Origin of the sequence: Micrococcus flavus (assembly GCF_014204815.1) — a bacterium.
Taxonomy (GTDB): Bacteria; Actinomycetota; Actinomycetes; order Actinomycetales; family Micrococcaceae; genus Micrococcus; species Micrococcus flavus.
On record NZ_JACHMC010000001.1, the window covers coordinates 452,651 to 470,516 of the forward strand.

A 17,866-nucleotide genomic window follows, 5' to 3' on the forward strand; every position below is an offset into this window, starting at 1 on the left:
GGCCCCGTGGCGGGGCCCGTTCCTAGACTGTCCCGCATGGATCCCGCCGCCGCCCTGCCCCCGCTGCCCGGCTCGCCGGGCGGCCCCGCCCTCCCGGACGTGGAGGAGCTGCTCGAGCACGCCGTGGCCGTATCCCTGCCGATGTCCGTGCGGTTCCGGGGCACGGACGTGCGCCGCGCCCTGCTGCTGCGCGGCCCGGCCGGCTGGGCCGAGTTCTCCCCGTTCCCCGAGTACGGCCCGGTCGAGGCCTCCCGGTGGCTGGCGGCCGCCGTCGAGGCCGGCTGGCAGGGCTGGCCGGCGCCCGTGCGGGAGGCGGTGCCCGTCAACGCGACCGTCCCGGCGGTGGCCGCGGACGACGTCGAGGGCGTCCTGGCCCGGTACGGCGAGGGGATCGCCGCGGTGAAGGTGAAGGTGGCAGAGCACCGCCCCGGCGGCGGCCTGGTGCCCGGGTCCCACAGCGCGGACCTGGCCCGGGTGCGCCGGGTGCGGGAGCTGCTGCCGGACGCGGCGGTGCGCGTGGACGCCAACTGCGGGTGGACGGTGGCCCAGGCCGTGGCCATGCTCACCGAGCTGCAGGACGTGGGCCTCGAGTACGCCGAGCAGCCGGTGCCGGGCATCCGGATGCTGGCCCGGGTGCGGCGGATGCTGCGCGAGCGCGGGGTCGCCACCCCGATCGCCGCGGACGAGGCCGTGCGGAAGGAGACGGACCCGCTCGCCGTCGCCCAGGCGGACGCGGCCGACCTGATCGTCGTGAAGGTCCAGCCCCTCGGTGGGGTGCGCCGCGCCGCGGCGATCGTCGAGGCGGCGGGGCTGGACGCCGTCGTCTCCTCGGCCCTGGACACCTCCGTGGGCATCGCCGGGGGAGCGGCGCTGGCCGCGCACCTGCCCCGCCTGCCGCACGCGTGCGGCCTGGGCACCGCGGCGCTGTTCGCCGCCGACGTCGTCTCCCCGCCCTGGCGCCCGCGCGGCGGTGCCCTGCCCGCCCCGGGCGGGGTCGCGCCCGCGCCGGACCCGGACCTGCTCCGGCGCGTGCGGGACGACGCGGACGGGCAGCGGTGGTGGGCCGAGCGCGTCCGCGCGGCCCACGCCGTGCTCGCGGGCACGGCGCCCGACGGGACCCGAGGTGCGGGGGCCGACGGCGTCCAATAGGGCACGGCCCCGGGACTCAATGCCCTGGACGAGAGGAGTTCGGCTCCGATTCACCTCCGCGCCGTCGGACGCTTCCTCGGGTGCGCCACGGTGGGCGACGAGACGAGGCCCCCGGCCCGTCGCCGAGCGCGCCATCTCCCGTCGCTCCGCCCTCGCCGGCGGCACCGGCCTGGCCGCGGCGGTCGTGATCGGCGGCCAGGTGGCCCAGGCCCCCGAGGCGCTCGCGGACAACGGCCGCCCGCCCCGCGGCGGCGGCAAGCTCGACTTCGAGCCCATCGCGCCCGTGATGCGCACCGTGGACGACGTCACCGTCCCCGCCGGCTACGACTGGGGCACGATCATCCGCTGGGGCGACCCGCTGTTCGCCGACTCGCCCGAGTTCGACATCCGCCACCAGACCGGCGCGTCGGCCGCGGCCCAGTTCGGCTACAACAACGACTACCTGAACATCATCTCGGACGGCGGCAACGACCGCCGCGGCTACCTCGTGTCCCACCACGAGTACACGAACGAGTACATCATGTTCTCCCCGGAGTACATCGCCTCGAACCCCCAGGACGTCGTCGACGCCGGCATCCAGTCCCACGGCCTGTCCATCGTGGACCTGGAGCGCGCCGAGAAGGGCGGCAAGTGGGACTACGTGCGCGGCGGCCGCCGCAACCGCCGCATCACGGGCACCACGCCGTTCCGCGTCACCGGCCCCGCCGCCGGCAGCGACCTGCTGAAGACCGTGGAGGACCCCACGGGCACCCGCGTGCTGGGCACCCTGAACAACTGCGCCGGCGGCACCACCCCGTGGGGCACCGTGCTCTCCGGCGAGGAGAACTTCAACCAGTACTTCGTGGGCCGCGGCACCCCCGAGGAGGCGCGCTACGGCATCGGCACCAAGCCGACCTCCCGCGGCTAGGAGCGCCACTACGACCGCTTCGACCTCACCAACGAGGGCTACGAGAACGAGGCCCACCGCTTCGGCTGGATCGTCGAGGTCGACCCGGAGGACCCGACCTCCACCCCGGTCAAGCACACCCTCCTGGGCCGCTTCAAACACGAGGCCGGCACCGCGATCCTCTCCGAGTCCGGCCGCGCCGTGGTCTACTCCGGCGACGACGAACGCCACGACTACCTCTACAAGTTCGTCTCCGCCAAGACGTTCCGCAAGGGCGACAAGAAGCACAACATGACCCTGCTGGACTCCGGCACGCTGTACGTCGCCACGTTCCACGGCGACTCCCCGGCGCGCGAGATCGACGGCGTCGGCACCCTCCCCTCCGACGGCGCCTTCGACGGCCGGGGCGAGTGGATCGCCCTCGCCACGGACAAGAAGTCCCTGGTGCCCGGCATGTCCCTCGAGGAGGTCCTCGTCTTCACCCGCCTCGCCGCGGACAAGATGGGCGCCACCGCCATGGACCGTCCGGAGGACGTGGAGACCAACCCGGTCAACGGCAAGGTCTACATGGCGCTGACCAACAACACCAAGCGCACCGCGGTGGACGAGGCCAACCCGATCGTGGGCAACCGCGACGGCCACGTCATCGAGCTCACCGAGAAGCACGGCGACCACACCGCCACCCGCTTCGACTGGGTCATCCTGCTGCTCGCCGGCGACCCGGCGGTGTCCTCCTCGGCCTACTTCTCGGGCTACCCGAAGGAGCTCGTCTCCCCGATCTCCTGCCCGGACAACGTGGCCTTCGACTCGGAGGGCAACCTCTGGATCTCCACCGACGGCCAGCCGGGCACCATCGGCTACGCCGACGCCCTTCACAAGGTCACCCTGGACGGCCCGGAGCGCGGCCGCGTGCAGCAGTTCCTCGCCGTCCCGCGCGACGCCGAGACCTGCGGCCCGGTCATCCACGACCGCGACAACTCGGTGTTCGTCAACGTCCAGCACCCGGGCGAGGACGGCACCTGGGGCGCCCACACCTCCTACTTCCCGGACTTCCTGAACCCGGCCGGCCCGGTGCAGGTCGGCGACGAGGTCGCGGCCCCGCGTCCGTCGGTCGTCCAGGTCTTCAACGTGACCGGCAACAACGGCGTGGGCCAGGGCTCCGGCACGCAGAAGGGCGCCCAGGGCCACGGCAAGGGCAAGGGCGGCAACGGCGAGGGCAACTCCGCCTTCGGCCACGCCCAGGGCAAGGGCCCGAAGCGCTGATCCGGTGCGGATGACCGACCGCTCGCGACATCGCCGCCGTTCTGCCCGGCGGTGATGTCGCGCAGGCTGGGTCCTCCCCACGGGACCCCCTCGACGCCGCCGCGGCCGCACGCCGCGGCGGCGTCGCCGTGCCCGGGGCCCGCCTAGACTGGCGACCACCATGTCTTCCGTCGATTCGACCACCCTGGCCCGCACCGTGGCCGCCGCCCTGATCGAGGGCGGCATGCGGGAGGCCGTGATCTGCCCCGGCTCCCGCTCCGCCCCGCTCGTCTACGCGCTCGCGGAGCACGAGCGCGCCGGGCGCCTGCGGCTGCACGTGAGGATCGACGAGCGCTCCGCCGGCTTCCTGGCCCACGGCCTGTCCCTGTCCACCGGGCGCCCGGTGGGGGTGCTGACCACCTCGGGCACCGCCGTCGGGAACCTGCTGCCGGCCGTGATGGAGGCCTTCCACGCGGGCACGCGCCTCGTGGCGCTCACCGCCGACCGCCCCGCCGAGCTGCACGGGACCGGGGCCAACCAGACCACCGTGCAGGAGGGCCTGTTCGCCCGGCACACGCGGGCCGCGGCCTCCGTGGACGGGGACCCCGCTCCGGGAGTGCACGCCGACGAGCACCTGCGCGCCGTCTCCTCGGCCGTGCGGGGGGCGCTGCTGCGCGCGGACGGGTTCGCGGCCGCGGACGCCGCGGTCGCCGTCGCCGTGGCCGAGGCCCCCGCCGGACCCGTGCACCTGAACCTGCGCTTCCGCGACCCGCTCGTCCCGGACGCGGACCAGCTCGCGGAGATGGCCGCCGTCGTGCCCGCGGAGGACGCCGGCCCGGACGATCCGCGCCTGCCGTGGCGTGCCCCGGGGATGGACCTCTCGGGCGGGCCCGAGCTGGACGTCTCCCGCCGGGACGCCCGCTGCACCGTGGTGCTGGCGTGCCACGGGGCCGGCCCGGTGGCGGCCGCGTTCGCGGTGTCGCTGGGGCTGCCGCTGCTGGCCGAGCCCAGCTCCGACGCCCGGTTCAGCGTCAACGCGATCGCCGCCTACCCGCTGCTGCTCGGCCCGGGCGGGGGCACGAGCCCGCGGGCCCACCCGCTCGCGGCGCGCATCGAGCGGGTGGTGCTGTTCGGCCGGCCGACCCTCACCCGGCCCGTCACCGCCCTGCTGCGCCGCCCGGACGTGGAGACCGCGCTGTTCGCCCCCGAGCCGGCGCCGTGGTTCGAGCCCGGCCGGCGCGCCGAGCGCATGATCGCGGACCCCGCCGAGCTGGCCGCGTTCGCCGGCCAGGGCCGGCCCGGTTGGCTGGTCGCGTGGCAGCGGGCGTCCATGCGCGCGCAGGCCGCCCTCGAGGACGTGCTCGCCCGCCGGGACCGGGACCACGGCCTGAGCCCGCAGTCCGTGGCGCACGTGGTGCCGGCGGTGACCCGCGGGCCGCTGGTGCTCGGCTCGTCCTCCCTCATCCGGGACGTGGACCTGACCTGGCGCCCGCCGGCGGCCCCGGACGTGCAGGTGTTCGCCAATCGCGGGCTCGCCGGGATCGACGGGACGATCGCCACCGCGGCCGGCGTGGCCCTGGGCACGGGCCGGCGCACCGTGGCCCTCGTGGGGGACCTCACCGCCCTGCACGACTCCGGCGGCCTGCTGCAGGGGCCGGGGGAGCCGGAGCCGGACCTGGACGTGGTGGTGGTCAACGACGCCGGCGGTGCCATCTTCGCCGGGCTCGAGCACGGCCAGGTGGCCCGCGCCGAGGGCATGGCCGACACCGTGGAGCGGTTCTTCGGCACCCCGCACACGGTGGACTTCGCCGCGCTGGCCGCCGCCCACGGCCTCGCGCACGTGCCCGTGGACACGCGGGTGGGCCTCGTGCACACGCTCTCCGACCCGGTCCGCGGCCGGCGCCTCGTGGAGGTCCGGTGCGACCGCGCGGACCGACCCGGGGTCACCGCCGCGATCGCCGAGGCCGTCGCGGCCACGTTCGAGGCGGCGCCGGAGTGCCACCCGGACGATCTGGCCCTGACCGAGGAGGAGTCATGACCGAGCACCCCGACCCCACGGCGGCCCCGTCCGCGCCCCACCGCGCCCGCCGCGCGGACGTCCTGATCTCCGGGGCCGGTCCGGCCGGCGCCACCGCGGCGGCGCACCTGGCGGCGGCGGGCCTGGACGTCGTCGTCCTGGAGAAGGCCGCGTTCCCGCGGGAGAAGGTCTGCGGGGACGGACTCACGCCGCAGGCGGTGCAGGAGATCCGGAACCTGGGGATCGAGCACCGCGGCGGGCCCGGCGACGACGGCGGCTGGCAGGTGGTCCGCGGCCTGCGCCTGCGCGCCGGGGAGCGGTCCGTGGACGTGCCCTGGCCGGCGACGGCGAGCTGGCCCGACTACGCCCTCACCCGCACCCGGAAGGACTTCGACGCGCTCCTCGCGGACACGGCCCGCGAGCGCGGGGCCACGGTGCTGGAGCGACACGCCGTCACGGGCGTCACCCGGGACGAGGCCGGACGCGTGGACGGGCTCACGGCCGAGCTGATCGCCCCGACCGGTCGCAAGACGGGGGAGAGCGTCACATGGCACGCGCCGATCGTGCTGGCGTGCGACGGGGTCTCCGCCCGCGCCGCCGTCTCCCTGGACGTGCACCGACGGACGGACCGCCCGATGGGCGTGGCCGTGCGGGCGTACTACACCGCCGGCCCGGTGGGCGCGGACGGCACCGTCCCGCGTCCGCCCGGGGACCGCGGCGAGTGGATGGAGTCCTGGCTGCGCCTGCCGGACGAGGACGGGAACCCGCTGCCCGGCTACGGCTGGCTGTTCCCGCTCGCGGACGGCACCGTCAACGTGGGCCTGGGCATCCTGGACACCTCCCCGCTGTTCGGCAGGCTCGACTACCGCGCCCTGCTGCGGCAGTGGTCCGGCGCCCTGACCGAGGACTGGGGGATCTCCGAGGACACCCGCACCTCGAAGATCCTGGGCGCGGCCCTGCCCATGGCGTTCAACCGCACCCCGCAGCATCTCCCGGGGATGCTGCTGGTGGGCGACGCCGCGGGCATGGTCTCCCCGTTCAACGGCGAGGGGATCGGGTTCGCGATGGAGGCCGCGCGGATCGCGGCGGAGCTGTCCGTCGATGCGCTCGCCGCCGGCTCGCCCGCCGCGGCGGACGCCGTCCTCTCCCGCTACCCGGTGATCACCCAGCACCTGTGGGGCGCGCATTTCCAGCTCGGCGCCCGCTTCGCGCAGCTGATCGGCCAGCCGCGCGTGATGCGCGCGGCCCTCGCCACCGGGATGGCCGCGCCGCCGCTGTTGCGCACCGTGGCCCGCGTGATGGGCAACGTGGTGGACCGCTCCGGCGGCGACGTCGTGGACCGCGCGGTGCGCATCCTGGAGTCCGTGACGCCGTCGCTCACCACCGCCGACGAGCCCCGGCCGGGTAGGCTTGACCGGTGACCACGTCTGAGCCCGGCTTCGCCCTGCCCTCCGGATTCGACCTCCTGGCCGAGCACGGCCCGGTGGTCGAACCGGTCCTGACGGCGCTGGGACGGGTCGAGGAGCAGCTGACCGAGTCCCTGGCCTTCGACGACGAGTTCTCGCAGACGGCCACCCGTCACCTGGCCGCGGCCGGCGGCAAGCGCATGCGGCCCGTGCTGACCGTCCTCGCATCCCTGCTGGGGGACCCCGGCCTCGCCGCGGGCGAGGTCGGCGAGGTCGGCCCCGAGGTGCGGCAGGCCGCCGTCGTCATGGAGCTGACCCACCTGGCCACCCTGTACCACGACGACGTCATGGACGAGGCGCCCGTGCGCCGGGGAGCGCCGGCCGCGCACCGGCTGTGGGGCAACGCCCAGGCCATCCTGGCCGGCGACCTCGTCTTCGCCCGGGCCTCCCAGCTCATGTCCGAGCTCGGCACGCGCGCCGTGCGCATCCAGGCGGAGACCTTCGAGCGCCTCGTGCAGGGGCAGCTGTGGGAGACCCGCGGTCCCGCGGCGGGGCAGGACCTCCTGGAGCACTACTACCGGGTCCTCGGCGGCAAGACCGGCTCCTTGATCTCCGCGGCCGGCGTCCTCGGCGCGTTCCTCGGCGGCGCGGACGAGGCCGCCGTGCAGGTGATGGCGGACTACGGCGAGAGGGTGGGCCTGGCGTTCCAGCTGGCCGACGACCTGATCGACCTGACGAGCACCGCCGCCGAGCTCGGCAAGACCCCGGGGACGGATCTGCGCGAGCGGGTGCCCACCCTCAGCACCATCCTGGTGGGTCGCGCCGCCGCAGGGGACGGGCCGGACGCCGACGAGGCGCGCCGCGTCCTCGCGCTCATCGACGGCCCTCTGGACACGGACGAGCAGCTGGCCACGGCCGTCGCCGCCCTGACCGCCCATCCTGCCTTCACCGAGGCCGGGGCGGTGACCCGGCGCTGGGCCGAGGACGCGAAGACCGCCCTGGAGCCCCTGCCCGAGTCCGTGGTCAAGGACGCGCTCGCGGCGTTCGCCGACTACGTCGTCTCCCGCGCCGCCTGACCCTCCCCGCGCCGCCTGACCCTCCCCGCGCCGAAAGGGCCCCGACGATGACCCTCCCCTCCCGCCGTTCGCTCATCACCGGGGCCGCCGCCGTCGCTTGCGCCGCCGCCCTGCCCGCCGCCGCCTCCGCCGCCATGTCGGCGGAGGTCACCCTCGCCGTGTACCTCCGGGCCACCCCGACATGGGGCGCGGTCCGACTGCACGTGATCCCGCAGGGGGCCCTCGTGTCCCTGACGGGCCGCACGAGCGGCGGCTGGAACGAGGTCGTGCACCTCGGGCGCACCGGCTGGGTGGCGAGCATCTACCTCGTCCCGGCCGCGGGCGCGGCCACGCCCACGGACGAGACCACCCTGCACGTGTGGCTGCGGGCCACCCCGTCCTGGTCCGCCGCCCGGATCGTCGTGGTCCCTGCGGGGGAGTCCGTGGCACGCACGGGCCGGGTCTCCGGTGCCTGGGTCGAGGTCCAGTGGCAGGGGCGGACCGGCTGGATCGCGGACGACTACCTCCGGCCCCTGGCGACGACGGCGGCGGCGGACACGCGCCTGACGGCCTCCACCGTGCTGCACCGGACCTTCACGTCCGGCGACCAGTCCTCCGTCTACCACGTGTGGGCGGACGGCATCGACTGGTCGACGCCGGTCGGAGTGCTGTTCTACCTCGACGGCGACTACTTCACCCGGTCGACGTCCCGGATGCACAACCCCACCGCCGCCCCCCTCGCGGACATCGCGGCCGAGGCGAACCGCCGCAACCTGGTGTGCATCGCTGTCGACACCCCGGACGTCTACCGCACCGGCCTCGGGTACACGTGGTGGAAGGACAAGGCCCGGACCTCCGCGTACTTCCGCGCGTTCGCGGCGCACATGACGCGCACGTACCGGCTGGCCGCGGACCGGCAGTGGCTCTACGGCTACTCCGGCGGCGCGGAGATCATCACCATCAGCCTCATGGCGCAGGAGCAGGACGCGTGGGGGTTCGCCGGCGGCGGCGCCGTGATCCTGGCTGGCGGCGGCGTCCCGGCCACGTACAGCGAGACCCGCCTGACCCCCGCCTTCCGCGCCCTGCGGGCCACCTGGGTGGTGGGCTCGGAGGACACCGCGGGCGAGACCTACCCGCAGACGTGGTCGGCGCTGGGTGCGGCGACGGCGGGTCACCGGTTCTACGCCGACCGGGGCTTCACGCGGGCCCGGCTCGACGTCCTCCCGGGGCTCGGCCATCACGACTACGACCTCGCGGGCGTCCTGCAGGCCTCGCTGGACGCGGCCGGCGTCACGCGGCGGCGCTGAGCCCCCTGCGCCCCGCCCGGCCTCAGATCCGGGTGGGCCCCATGTCCAGGACGGCGGCGAGCTCGCGCGCCTTCGCGGCTCGGACCTCGGGCGCCACGGCGTGGCGCAGCTGCCGGTAGAGCAGGTCGTCCTCGTAGCGGGGGAAGACGTGCAGGTGGTAGTGCCACACGTGCTGGTTGCCGGCGGGCTCGTTGTGCTGGCGGGTGGAGACCCCGTCCGGCGCCCACGCCTCCTTCATGGCCAGGGCCACCTGCTTGGCGGTCAGGGCGATGCGCTGCAGCACCCGGGAGGGCAGGTCGTAGAGGTTCTCGTAGTGCTCGGCCGGGCACACCATGGCATGGCCCTCGTGGTCCCCGAAGCCGTCCACGGCGATCAGCACGATCACGTCCTCGTCCTGGTACACCGTGTCCGCGGGCTCGCAGCGGTTGCCCGGGTCGGCGGTGTCCCCGGCCACGAGCCCGCAGAACGGGCACACGTAGCCCTCGGGGGCGTGGGAGATCCGTGCAGAGGGGCCGGCCGGAGCGGTCATCGGTCCGCGGCCCCGTCGTCGTCCGCCTCGAAGGTCCACACCAGCAGGTCCGTGACGAACTCGCTGAACGTGCCGCCCTCGTCCTCCCACGTGCCCTCCTCGGCCTCGGCGCCCGTGGAGCGGCGGTGCACCAGCGGGTCCGGCAGGGACAGGTTCTCCACCGGCAGGCCCCACACCACGGTCTCCCCGGCGTCCTCGAGGAACATCAGGAACCCGTCCCTGACCTCGAGGTCGTCCGGGTCCCACACGTAGTGGTCCGTCTCCAGCAGGTCGCCGCAGTTGCCCAGGGCCCGGTAGAACTCCCGCAGCGCGGTGGGGAGCACGAGCTCCCCGCCCAGCTGGCCGGCGGCGGGGGCGGCGGCCAGGCGCGCGTCGATCTCGGCGTCGGTCAGGCCGTCGTCCTCCTGCCAGGGCTCGCCCAGCAGGTCCGGCACGAGCTTCTGGAACGCGGGCAGGTACACGGGGGCGGGGGGCTTGGGGGGCATGGCGTCAGTCTAGGCGGCGGCCCGCCGCCCGGCCCGGTCCGCCCGACGGCGCACCCGGCCCTCCCGGAGCTGGTCCAGCGTGAACACGGCCAGGGAGGTCCAGATCAGCCCGAAGCCGATCCACCGGGCGGCGGGCATGTGCTCGCCGAGCACCAGGACGGCCACGAGGAACTGCAGCATCGGGGCCACGTACTGCAGCATGCCGAGCGTGGTGAGCGTGAGCTCCTTGGCGGCCGCGGAGAACAGGATCAGGGGCAGCGCCGTCAGGATGCCGGAGGCGGCCATGAGCCAGAAGTGGCCGGGGCCCTCCGTCACCGTGGTCAGCGCGCCGGCGCGCGCCAGCAGCACCGTGCCGACGACGAACACGGGGGTGAGCACCGCGGTCTCCGCCGTCATGGTGGTCACCGGGTGCACCGGCACGGGGAAGCGCTTCTTCACGAATCCGTACAGCCCGAACGAGGACGCGAGCCCCAGCGAGATCCACGGCACCTGCCCCAGCGCCGCGGACATCACGACGACGGCGACCACCGCGATCCCCACCGCGGCCCACTGGCCGCGGCGCAGGCGCTCGCCGAGGAACACCACGCCGAGCAGCACGTTCACGAGCGGGTTCATGAAGTAGCCCAGCGAGGCCTGGAGGACGTTCCCGCTGGTGACCGAGAGGGCGTAGAGCAGCCAGTTCGCCGCGATCAGGGCGGCGGCCAGTGCCGTGGTGCCCCAGCGGACCGGCGTCCGCAGCGCGGTGACGAGCTCGGGCAGGCGGCGCATGAGCAGCAGCAGGACCAGGCAGAACAGCAGCGAGAACCCGATCCGCACCACCACGATCTCCACCGCGGAGGCCGGGTCCAGGGCCGCCATGTAGAGCGGCAGCAGACCCCAGATCAGGTAGGCGCCGAAGCCGTGGGCCAGGCCGCGGGGGGAGGAGGACTCCGCCGCGGCGCGGACGGTGGGCAGGGCCCCGGTGTCCGGGGAGGAGGGTGTGGGGGCGGAGGCGCGGCGGGTCACCCGATCAGGGTAGGCCCCGGGACGTCCACGCCCGGGGGCCCGCCCCTCCGCGGTGAGCGGACTCACGGCGGCCCGCGCGGGCGCGCGGGTAGACTCGGGGGCTGAATCCCAGGAACGGACGGGCCCCCGCGCGGCCCCGCGCCCCGGCGTCGCGCGCCCGCCGCGTCCTGCCTCCCCGACCGCCGTTGGAAGGACCCCCCGCCGTGACCGAACGCCCTGACCGCCCGCTGCGCATCGCCGTCGTCGGCGCCGGCCCCGCCGGCGTCTACACCGCGGACATCCTCACCAAGGAGGAGCGGGACTTCCGGGTCAGCATCGACCTGTTCGACCGCTACCCGGCCCCGTTCGGCCTGATCCGCTACGGCGTGGCCCCGGACCACCCGCGCATCAAGGGCATCGTGAACGCCCTGCACAAGGTCATGGACCGCGGGGACATCCGCTTCCTCGGCAACGTGGACGTGGGCACCACGGTGTCCCTCGAGGACCTGCGGCGGCTCTACGACGTCGTCGTCTTCACCACCGGCGCCGTCAAGGACGCGGAGCTGGACGTGCCCGGCGTCGAGCTGGAGGGCTCCTTCGGCGGCGCCGACTTCGCCTCCTGGTACGACGGCCACCCCGACGTGCCGCGCGAGTGGACGCTGGATGCGCAGTCCGTGGCCGTGATCGGCAACGGCAACGTGGCCCTGGACGTCGCCCGCATCCTCTCCAAGCACGCGGACGACCTGCTGGTCACCGAGATCCCGGACAACGTGTACCAGGCGCTGAAGGCCTCGCCCGTGACGGACGTGCACGTGTTCGGCCGCCGCGGCCCCGCCCAGATCAAGTTCACCCCGCTCGAGCTGCGCGAGCTGGCCCACTCCCGCGACGTGGACATCGTGCTCTACGAGGAGGACTTCGACTTCGACGCCGCCTCCGAGCAGGCCATCGAGGAGAACAACCAGGTCCGGACCATGGTCGGCACGCTGACCAACTGGCTCATGGAGCAGGAGGACCGCACCGAGCAGGCCTCCCGCCGCCTGCACCTGCACTTCCTCCAGGCGCCCGAGGCGTTCCTGGACGAGGACGGCGACGGCCGCCTGGACAAGCTCCGCATGCGCCGCATGGAGCTGGACGGCCAGGGCGGCATCACCGCCACGGACGACACCGTGGACTACGACGTGCAGGCCGTCTACCGCGCGGTGGGCTACTTCGGCTCGCCCGTCGAGGGCGTGGAGTTTGACGACGTCCGCGGCGTCATCCCCAACGCCGAGGGCCGCGTGCTCAACGCGCAGGGGCAGCCCGTGCCGGGCCTCTACACCTCGGGCTGGATCAAGCGCGGCCCCGTGGGCCTGATCGGCTCCACGAAGGGCGACTCGCTCGAGACGATCAAGCACCTGATCGAGGACGAGCCCGGCCTCTACACTGCCCAGGACCCGTCCGAGGACGCGATCCTGGATCTGCTGACCGAGCGCGGCGTGGAGTACACCACGTGGGAGGGCTGGCAGGCCCTGGACGCGCACGAGAGGTCCCTCGGCGCCGCCGCCACGCAGGCCGGCCCGGTGGAGCGCGAGCGTGTGAAGGTCGTGGACCGCGAGGAGATGACCCGCATCTCCCGTGCGGGCGCCGGCCTGGCCTGATCCGTCCGGCGGGCCGCATAGAGTGCTCCGGTGGCCCGCCTGCTGATCGACCTCACCCCACTGCGACGGTCGCCGGAGTTCCGACGGCTGTGGCTGGGGAACGTGCTGGCCTCGGTGGGGACGCAGCTGACCCTGGTGGCCGTCAGCCTCGAGGTGTTCGCCCTCACCGGATCGTCCTTCGCGGTGGGCCTGCTGGGCCTGGCGGCGCTGGTGCCGCTGGTGGTGGCCGGACTGTACGGCGGGGCGGTGGCGGACCGGTACGACCGCCGTCGGGTGGCCCTGGCCTCCTCCACCGTGATGTGGCTGACCGTCGGCGGCATCGCCGCGCACGCGTGGGCGGGGATCGAGTCCGTGGCGCTCCTGTACGCCCTGACGGCACTGCACTCGGCGGCGTCCGGCATCAACCAGCCCACCCGCGGCGCCATCATCCCCGCGCTCGTGGGCCCGGCCCTGCTGCCGGCGGCCAACGCCCTCGCCATGCTCACGTTCTCGGTGGCCATGATGGTCGGCCCCGTGCTGGGCGGGGTGCTCGTGGCCTCCGTGGGGTATGCGTGGACGTACTCGATCGACGTGGTCACGTTCCTGGCCGCGCTGTACGCCCTGTGGCGGCTGCCCGCCCTGCCCCCGGGTGCCGGGGACGGCGCGCCCGCGCCGACGGGCCGGGTGGGGCTGGCCTCCGTGGTGGAGGGGCTGCGCTTCCTGGCCACCCGACCGAACCTGCGCATGACGTTCGTCGCGGACATCGTGGCCATGGCCACCGCATTCCCGCGGGCGCTGCTGCCGGCCGTCGGCGGGCCGATCCTCGACGGGGGCGAGTCCGCCGTCGGGCTGCTCCTGGCGGGGATGGCCGCCGGGTCGTTCCTGGCCGGGCTGTTCTCCGGGTCCTTCACCCGGCTGCACGCGCACGGCTGGGGCGTGGCCGTGGCGATCGGCGTGTGGGGCGCCTCCGTGGCGGCCTTCGGCGGCGTCGTGTGGTGGGCGTCCACGCTGCCCGACGGCGACCCGCGCCTGGCCCTGGCGCTCGCCGTCGGCATCGGCTGCCTCATGGTGGGCGGCGCGGCGGACTCCGTCTCCGGGGTCTTCCGCAGCACGATCCTGCAGTCCGCGACCCCGGACCGGCTGCGCGGGCGGCTGCAGGGGGTGTTCATCGTGGTGGTGGCCGGCGGCCCCCGCGTGGGCGAGATGGTGACCGGCTCGGCCTCGCTGGTCCTGGGGGAGGGCCTCACCCTGGTGGTCGGTGGAGCGCTGTGCGTGGTCGGCGTCGTCCTGCTGATGTCCCGGCACCCCGACTTCCTCCGCTATGACGCGAGGAGCCCCACCCCCTGAGCGGGGGGCGGGGCTCCTCGGCGGACGGCGCGGCCGTCAGCGGCGGGTCACTCGGCGTCGATCGTCTCCGGCAGCGTGCCGCCCAGGCCGCGCCAGTGGGCGAGCAGCTCGCGGCGCGGAGCGGCCTGGAGGGCCTCGCGGGCGTCCTTCTCGGCCTGCTCGATCCGCTTGTCCAGGGCGCGCGGGGCGCCCTCGCGGACCACGTCGCGGTGGTGGCGCTTGACCGGCTCGTCCTCGGTGTACCGCTCGACGGGCTCGAGCTGCGCCGCGGTGGCGTCCTGGTTCGAGCGCTGGGCCTTGAGCGTGGCGGGCTTGAGCACCTGGCTGACCCAGCTGCCGTCCAGCAGGATCCCGCGCGGGGCGGCCAGGCCGTGGCGCAGGGCCAGGTCCAGGGCGTCGGCGGGGTCGATCTCGAGGCGGGCCGTGGTCAGGGGCACGTCGTCCACGGGTCGGCCGTCCACGCGCTGCCGGGCCACGGCCCGGGCGAGCGTGTAGTCGGACTGCCACACGGCGCCGCGCGGGTCGATCAGATAGAGCATGCGGACTCCTCGGTCGGCTGCGCCCGCCGGGCGGACGCGGGGGGCGGATCAGCGGAAGTTGATGAACTGCAGGTCGGCGTCCTCGAACTTCTTGAGCATCGCGATGACCTCCTGCAGATCGTCGCGGGACTTCGAGGACACGCGCAGCTCGTCGCCCTGGATCTGGGCCTTGACGGACTTGGGGCCCTCGTCCCGGATCAGCTTGGTGATCTTCTTGGCGGTGGGCTGGTCGATGCCCTCCTTGATGGAGGCCTCCAGACGGGTCTCCTTGCCGGAGGCGTAGGGCTCGCCCGCGTCGAGGGACTTCAGGGAGATGCCGCGCTTGACCAGCTTGGACTCGAACACGTCCAGCACAGCCTTCACGCGCTCCTCGGAGGAGGCCTTCATGAGGATCTTCTCCCCGGAGAAGTCGATCTCGGCGCCGACGCCCTTGAAGTCGTAGCGCTGGGCGATCTCCTTCTGCGCCTGGTTCAGGGCGTTGGACACCTCCTGCTTGTCCACCTTGCTGACGACGTCGAACGTGGAATCGCTGGCCATGGGTCCTCCTGGGTCTCGGGGCTCGGAATGCTCCGGCCAGCCTATCCGGCACGACGGGCCCGGGCGGAGGGCTCCGCGACGGTCACCGCCGCCGCGAGTGGCGGCCGGGCGCGGGAGTGCTGTACAGTCGACTCTCGCCTGATCGGTTGACCGTGTGATCCCACATGCATCGCCGACGCGGCGGCCCGGCAGATTACCCGAGCGGCCAAAGGGGGCTGACTGTAAATCAGCTGGCATTGCCTACGGGGGTTCGAATCCCTCATCTGCCACGGGAGCGAAGGCCCCGGGACCGGACACGGTCCCGGGGCCTTCCGCATGCCCGGGGCGTCTGATCCCGGGGAGGGGCTGGGCGCGGAGGGTCGTCTCGGGTAAGTTCTCGGACAGTCACCGGCTGTGATCCGCGCCACACGGAGGGGGTCCGGCCGCCTGCCACCGGACGACCAGGAGATCACCGTGAGCCCCACCCCCGACGCGTCCACCACCGACGTGTCCGCTGCCGAGTCCTACACCGCCGGTCCGCAGGACATCGACCTGCTGGACCAGACGCTCGCCCAGAACCTGGACGCCACCGCCGAGCGGTTCCCGGGCGCCGTGGCCCTCGACGAGCGCGTCACCGGCAGGCGGTGGACGTACGCCCAGCTCGCGGACGAGTCACGACGCGTGGCCAAGGCGCTGATCGCCGCCGGCTACGAGCGCGGCGACCGACTGGGCATGTGGAGCCCCAACGTGGCCGAGTGGGCCACCCTGCTCTACGGCGCCGCGCGGGCCGGGGTCATCCTGGTCAACCTCAACCCCGCCTACCGGGCGCACGAGCTCACCTACGTGGTGGAGCAGTGCACCATGCGCGGCCTCGTCGTCGCCTGCCCGGATGCGCGCACGGACCCGCCGCAGATCGCCCGGCAGGTGGCCCGGGAGGGCGCCCCCGCGCTGCGGCAGCTGATCCTCCTGCCCGCGGACGCGGACGCGGACGCGGATGCCGTGCCGGTCGGCGGGCCGGCCCCGGTCGCGCCCGAGGGGGCGGCGGCGGGCGGGGACGCCGTCGTCGCCGGCCGCGCGGGCGAGCCGGTGGCCGAGATCGGCTGGGCGGCCTTCCTGGCCGCCGGCGCCGAGATCAGCGACGCCGAGCTGGCCGCGCGCGAGGCGGAGGGCGGTCCGGACGACCCGGTCAACCTGCAGTACACGTCCGGCACCACCGGCTTCCCCAAGGGGGTGACCCTGACCCACCGCAACGTGCTCAACAACGGCTTCCACATCGGCGAGCTGCTGCGCTACACGGACGAGGACGGGGTGGTGATCCCCGTGCCGTTCTTCCACTGCTTCGGCATGGTGATCGGCCTGATCGCCGCCGTCTCCCACGGCACGGCCTCGATCCTCCCCTCGCGCTCCTTCGACCCCGCCGCGGCCCTGCGGGCGGTCACGGAGACCGGCGCGACGAGCCTCTACGGCGTGCCCACCATGTTCATCGCCATGCTGGCCCGGCCGGAGGTGGCCGACCTCGACCTCTCCACGCTGCGCACCGGCGTGATGGCCGGCTCCACGTGCCCCGTGGAGGTGATGGAGCAGGTCATCGAACGCCTCCACATGGCCGAGGTGGCCATCTGCTACGGCATGACCGAGACCGCGCCGGTGTCCACCATGACCCGGGCGGACGACTCGCTCGAACGGCGCACGCAGACCGTCGGACGGTCCATGCCGCACGTGGAGACGAAGATCGTCGACCCGGCCACGGGTGAGCCCGTGCGCCGCGGCGCCACCGGTGAGCTCTGCACCCGCGGCTACTCCGTGATGTCCGGGTACTGGGAGGAGCCCGAGCGCACCGCGGCCGTGATCGACGAGGACGGCTGGATGCACTCCGGAGACCTCGCCTCGATGGACGAGGACGGCTACGTGCGCATCGAGGGGCGCATCAAGGACCTGATCATCCGCGGTGGGGAGAACATCTCCCCGCGCGAGGTGGAGGAGTTCCTCTACCGCCACCCCGACATCCAGGACGTCCAGGTGATCGGCGTCCCGGACGAGCGGTACGGCGAGGAGCTGATGGCCTGCATCATCCTGAAGCCGGGCGCCGCCGCCCTCACGGCGGAGGACCTGAAGGAGTTCGCCGACGGGCGGATCGCCCACTACAAGGTCCCCCGCCACGTGAAGCTCCTCAGCGCGTTCCCCATGACCGTCTCCGGCAAGGTCCGCAAGGTGGGGCTGCGGGAGGAGGCCGCCGCCGAGCTCGCCGGGCGGTCCGGCGGGGGCGGCGCCGGCTGATCCTCCGGCGCGACCCGGCAGAGGGGCTCAGCACGCGGCCGGCAGCGGGTACACGTCCCACACCGTCCCCAGGCTGCCCGGCGCGGCCGCCCGCTGCAGGCGGTGCACGTGCCAGGCCCACGTGTTCGCGGACGAGCCCTCCGGTGCCGCCGGACAGGTGCCCCGGTGGTGCCACACCCCGTCCGCCCACACGAAGTCCAGGTGCGCGGCGATCCCCTCGTCCGTCTCGTCCGGCTCCTCGAGGACGAGCCCGGACATCTCCGCCACGGCGTACAGGCTCGTGGCGTCCGGGTCCAACACCAGGCCGCAGTCCTGCTCGAACGCGGTGATCCACGCGACCGCGTGGGCCATGCCCTCCTCGGCGGAGCCGGGCGGCGAGAGCACGAGCACGGAGCCGCGCTCGCCCGGGCGCAGCGTGGCGGGCGTCCCCGGCCCGTGGGGCTCGGCGGCGTCGGCGGTGGGGGCGGGGTGGTGCTGTGCGGTCATGGCTGTCCTCCGTAAGACTCGACGC

The 17,866-nt window shown here is 74.3% G+C and carries 14 protein-coding genes, 1 tRNA gene and 1 pseudogene; 10 read left to right on the forward strand and 6 right to left on the reverse strand.

Translation table 11 applies throughout. The features are described 5' to 3' along the window. Positions 1 to 36 precede the first annotated feature (36 nt). From BJ976_RS02180 to BJ976_RS02205, 6 genes and pseudogenes are all read left to right on the forward strand, one after another. Positions 37 to 1,149: an o-succinylbenzoate synthase gene (locus BJ976_RS02180; protein ID WP_135028880.1), complete on the forward strand. Its 1,113-nt coding sequence runs from the start codon at positions 37 to 39 to the stop codon at positions 1,147 to 1,149. A gap of 19 nt (positions 1,150 to 1,168) precedes the next feature. Beyond that, a pseudogene (locus BJ976_RS02185) lies at positions 1,169 to 3,298 on the forward strand (PhoX family protein). 160 nt (positions 3,299 to 3,458) lie between these two features. Then, positions 3,459 to 5,315, forward strand: a complete 1,857-nt coding sequence (gene menD, locus BJ976_RS02190) for a 2-succinyl-5-enolpyruvyl-6-hydroxy-3-cyclohexene-1-carboxylic-acid synthase (protein WP_135028878.1) — start codon at positions 3,459 to 3,461, stop codon at positions 5,313 to 5,315. Then, positions 5,312 to 6,715: a geranylgeranyl reductase family protein gene (locus BJ976_RS02195; protein ID WP_135028876.1), complete on the forward strand. Its 1,404-nt coding sequence runs from the start codon at positions 5,312 to 5,314 to the stop codon at positions 6,713 to 6,715. The genes menD and BJ976_RS02195 overlap by 4 nt, the downstream gene beginning before the upstream one ends. Beyond that, the gene (locus BJ976_RS02200) at positions 6,712 to 7,776 is read left to right on the forward strand and encodes a polyprenyl synthetase family protein (protein WP_135028874.1); all 1,065 of its coding nucleotides are present in this window, start codon (positions 6,712 to 6,714) and stop codon (positions 7,774 to 7,776) included. The genes BJ976_RS02195 and BJ976_RS02200 overlap by 4 nt, the downstream gene beginning before the upstream one ends. A 47-nt stretch (positions 7,777 to 7,823) precedes the next feature. Then, positions 7,824 to 9,062, forward strand: a complete 1,239-nt coding sequence (locus BJ976_RS02205; protein WP_135028872.1) for an SH3 domain-containing protein — start codon at positions 7,824 to 7,826, stop codon at positions 9,060 to 9,062. A 22-nt stretch (positions 9,063 to 9,084) separates the two neighbouring features. On the opposite strand, the gene BJ976_RS02210 is transcribed toward BJ976_RS02205, so the two are convergent. From BJ976_RS02210 to rarD, 3 genes are read right to left on the reverse strand one after another with little or no spacing between them, the layout of a single operon-like run. Continuing rightward, positions 9,085 to 9,591 (reverse strand): HIT family protein, encoded by a 507-nt coding sequence (locus BJ976_RS02210; protein ID WP_135028870.1) that lies wholly within the window; start codon positions 9,589 to 9,591, stop codon positions 9,085 to 9,087. Next, positions 9,588 to 10,076 carry a hypothetical protein gene (locus BJ976_RS02215; protein WP_135028868.1) on the reverse strand — a complete coding sequence of 163 codons (489 nt, stop codon included), beginning with the start codon at positions 10,074 to 10,076 and terminating at the stop codon, positions 9,588 to 9,590. The genes BJ976_RS02210 and BJ976_RS02215 overlap by 4 nt, the downstream gene beginning before the upstream one ends. Positions 10,077 to 10,085: 9 nt before the next feature. Further along, a complete protein-coding gene (gene rarD / locus BJ976_RS02220; RefSeq protein ID WP_135028866.1) occupies positions 10,086 to 11,081 on the reverse strand; it encodes an EamA family transporter RarD in 996 nt (331 codons plus the stop codon). 203 nt (positions 11,082 to 11,284) lie between these two features. Between rarD and BJ976_RS02225 the strand changes: the two genes are divergently transcribed. Next, the gene (locus tag BJ976_RS02225; RefSeq protein ID WP_135028864.1) at positions 11,285 to 12,697 is read left to right on the forward strand and encodes an FAD-dependent oxidoreductase; all 1,413 of its coding nucleotides are present in this window, start codon (positions 11,285 to 11,287) and stop codon (positions 12,695 to 12,697) included. A 30-nt stretch (positions 12,698 to 12,727) separates the two neighbouring features. After that, entirely contained in the window at positions 12,728 to 14,023 is a 1,296-nt protein-coding gene (locus BJ976_RS02230) for an MFS transporter (protein ID WP_135028862.1), read from the forward strand. A 47-nt stretch (positions 14,024 to 14,070) separates the two neighbouring features. Here the strand turns inward: BJ976_RS02230 and BJ976_RS02235 are convergent, their stop codons facing one another. Both BJ976_RS02235 and BJ976_RS02240 read right to left on the reverse strand, forming a co-directional pair. Next, entirely contained in the window at positions 14,071 to 14,562 is a 492-nt protein-coding gene (locus BJ976_RS02235) for a hypothetical protein (protein ID WP_135028860.1), read from the reverse strand. A 48-nt stretch (positions 14,563 to 14,610) separates the two neighbouring features. Next, entirely contained in the window at positions 14,611 to 15,099 is a 489-nt protein-coding gene (locus BJ976_RS02240; protein WP_167736904.1) for a YajQ family cyclic di-GMP-binding protein, read from the reverse strand. Between the two features lie 187 nt (positions 15,100 to 15,286). Here BJ976_RS02240 and BJ976_RS02245 point away from each other — a divergent pair. Both BJ976_RS02245 and BJ976_RS02250 read left to right on the forward strand, forming a co-directional pair. Beyond that, positions 15,287 to 15,368: transfer RNA gene (locus BJ976_RS02245), tRNA-Tyr, on the forward strand. A gap of 184 nt (positions 15,369 to 15,552) precedes the next feature. Next, positions 15,553 to 17,355 carry an AMP-binding protein gene (locus BJ976_RS02250; RefSeq protein WP_135028858.1) on the forward strand — a complete coding sequence of 601 codons (1,803 nt, stop codon included), beginning with the start codon at positions 15,553 to 15,555 and terminating at the stop codon, positions 17,353 to 17,355. 27 nt (positions 17,356 to 17,382) lie between these two features. On the opposite strand, the gene BJ976_RS02255 is transcribed toward BJ976_RS02250, so the two are convergent. Continuing rightward, complete coding sequence (locus tag BJ976_RS02255; protein ID WP_135028856.1) at positions 17,383 to 17,841, reverse strand: hypothetical protein; 459 nt, start codon at positions 17,839 to 17,841, stop codon at positions 17,383 to 17,385. Positions 17,842 to 17,866: the final 25 nt, after the last annotated feature.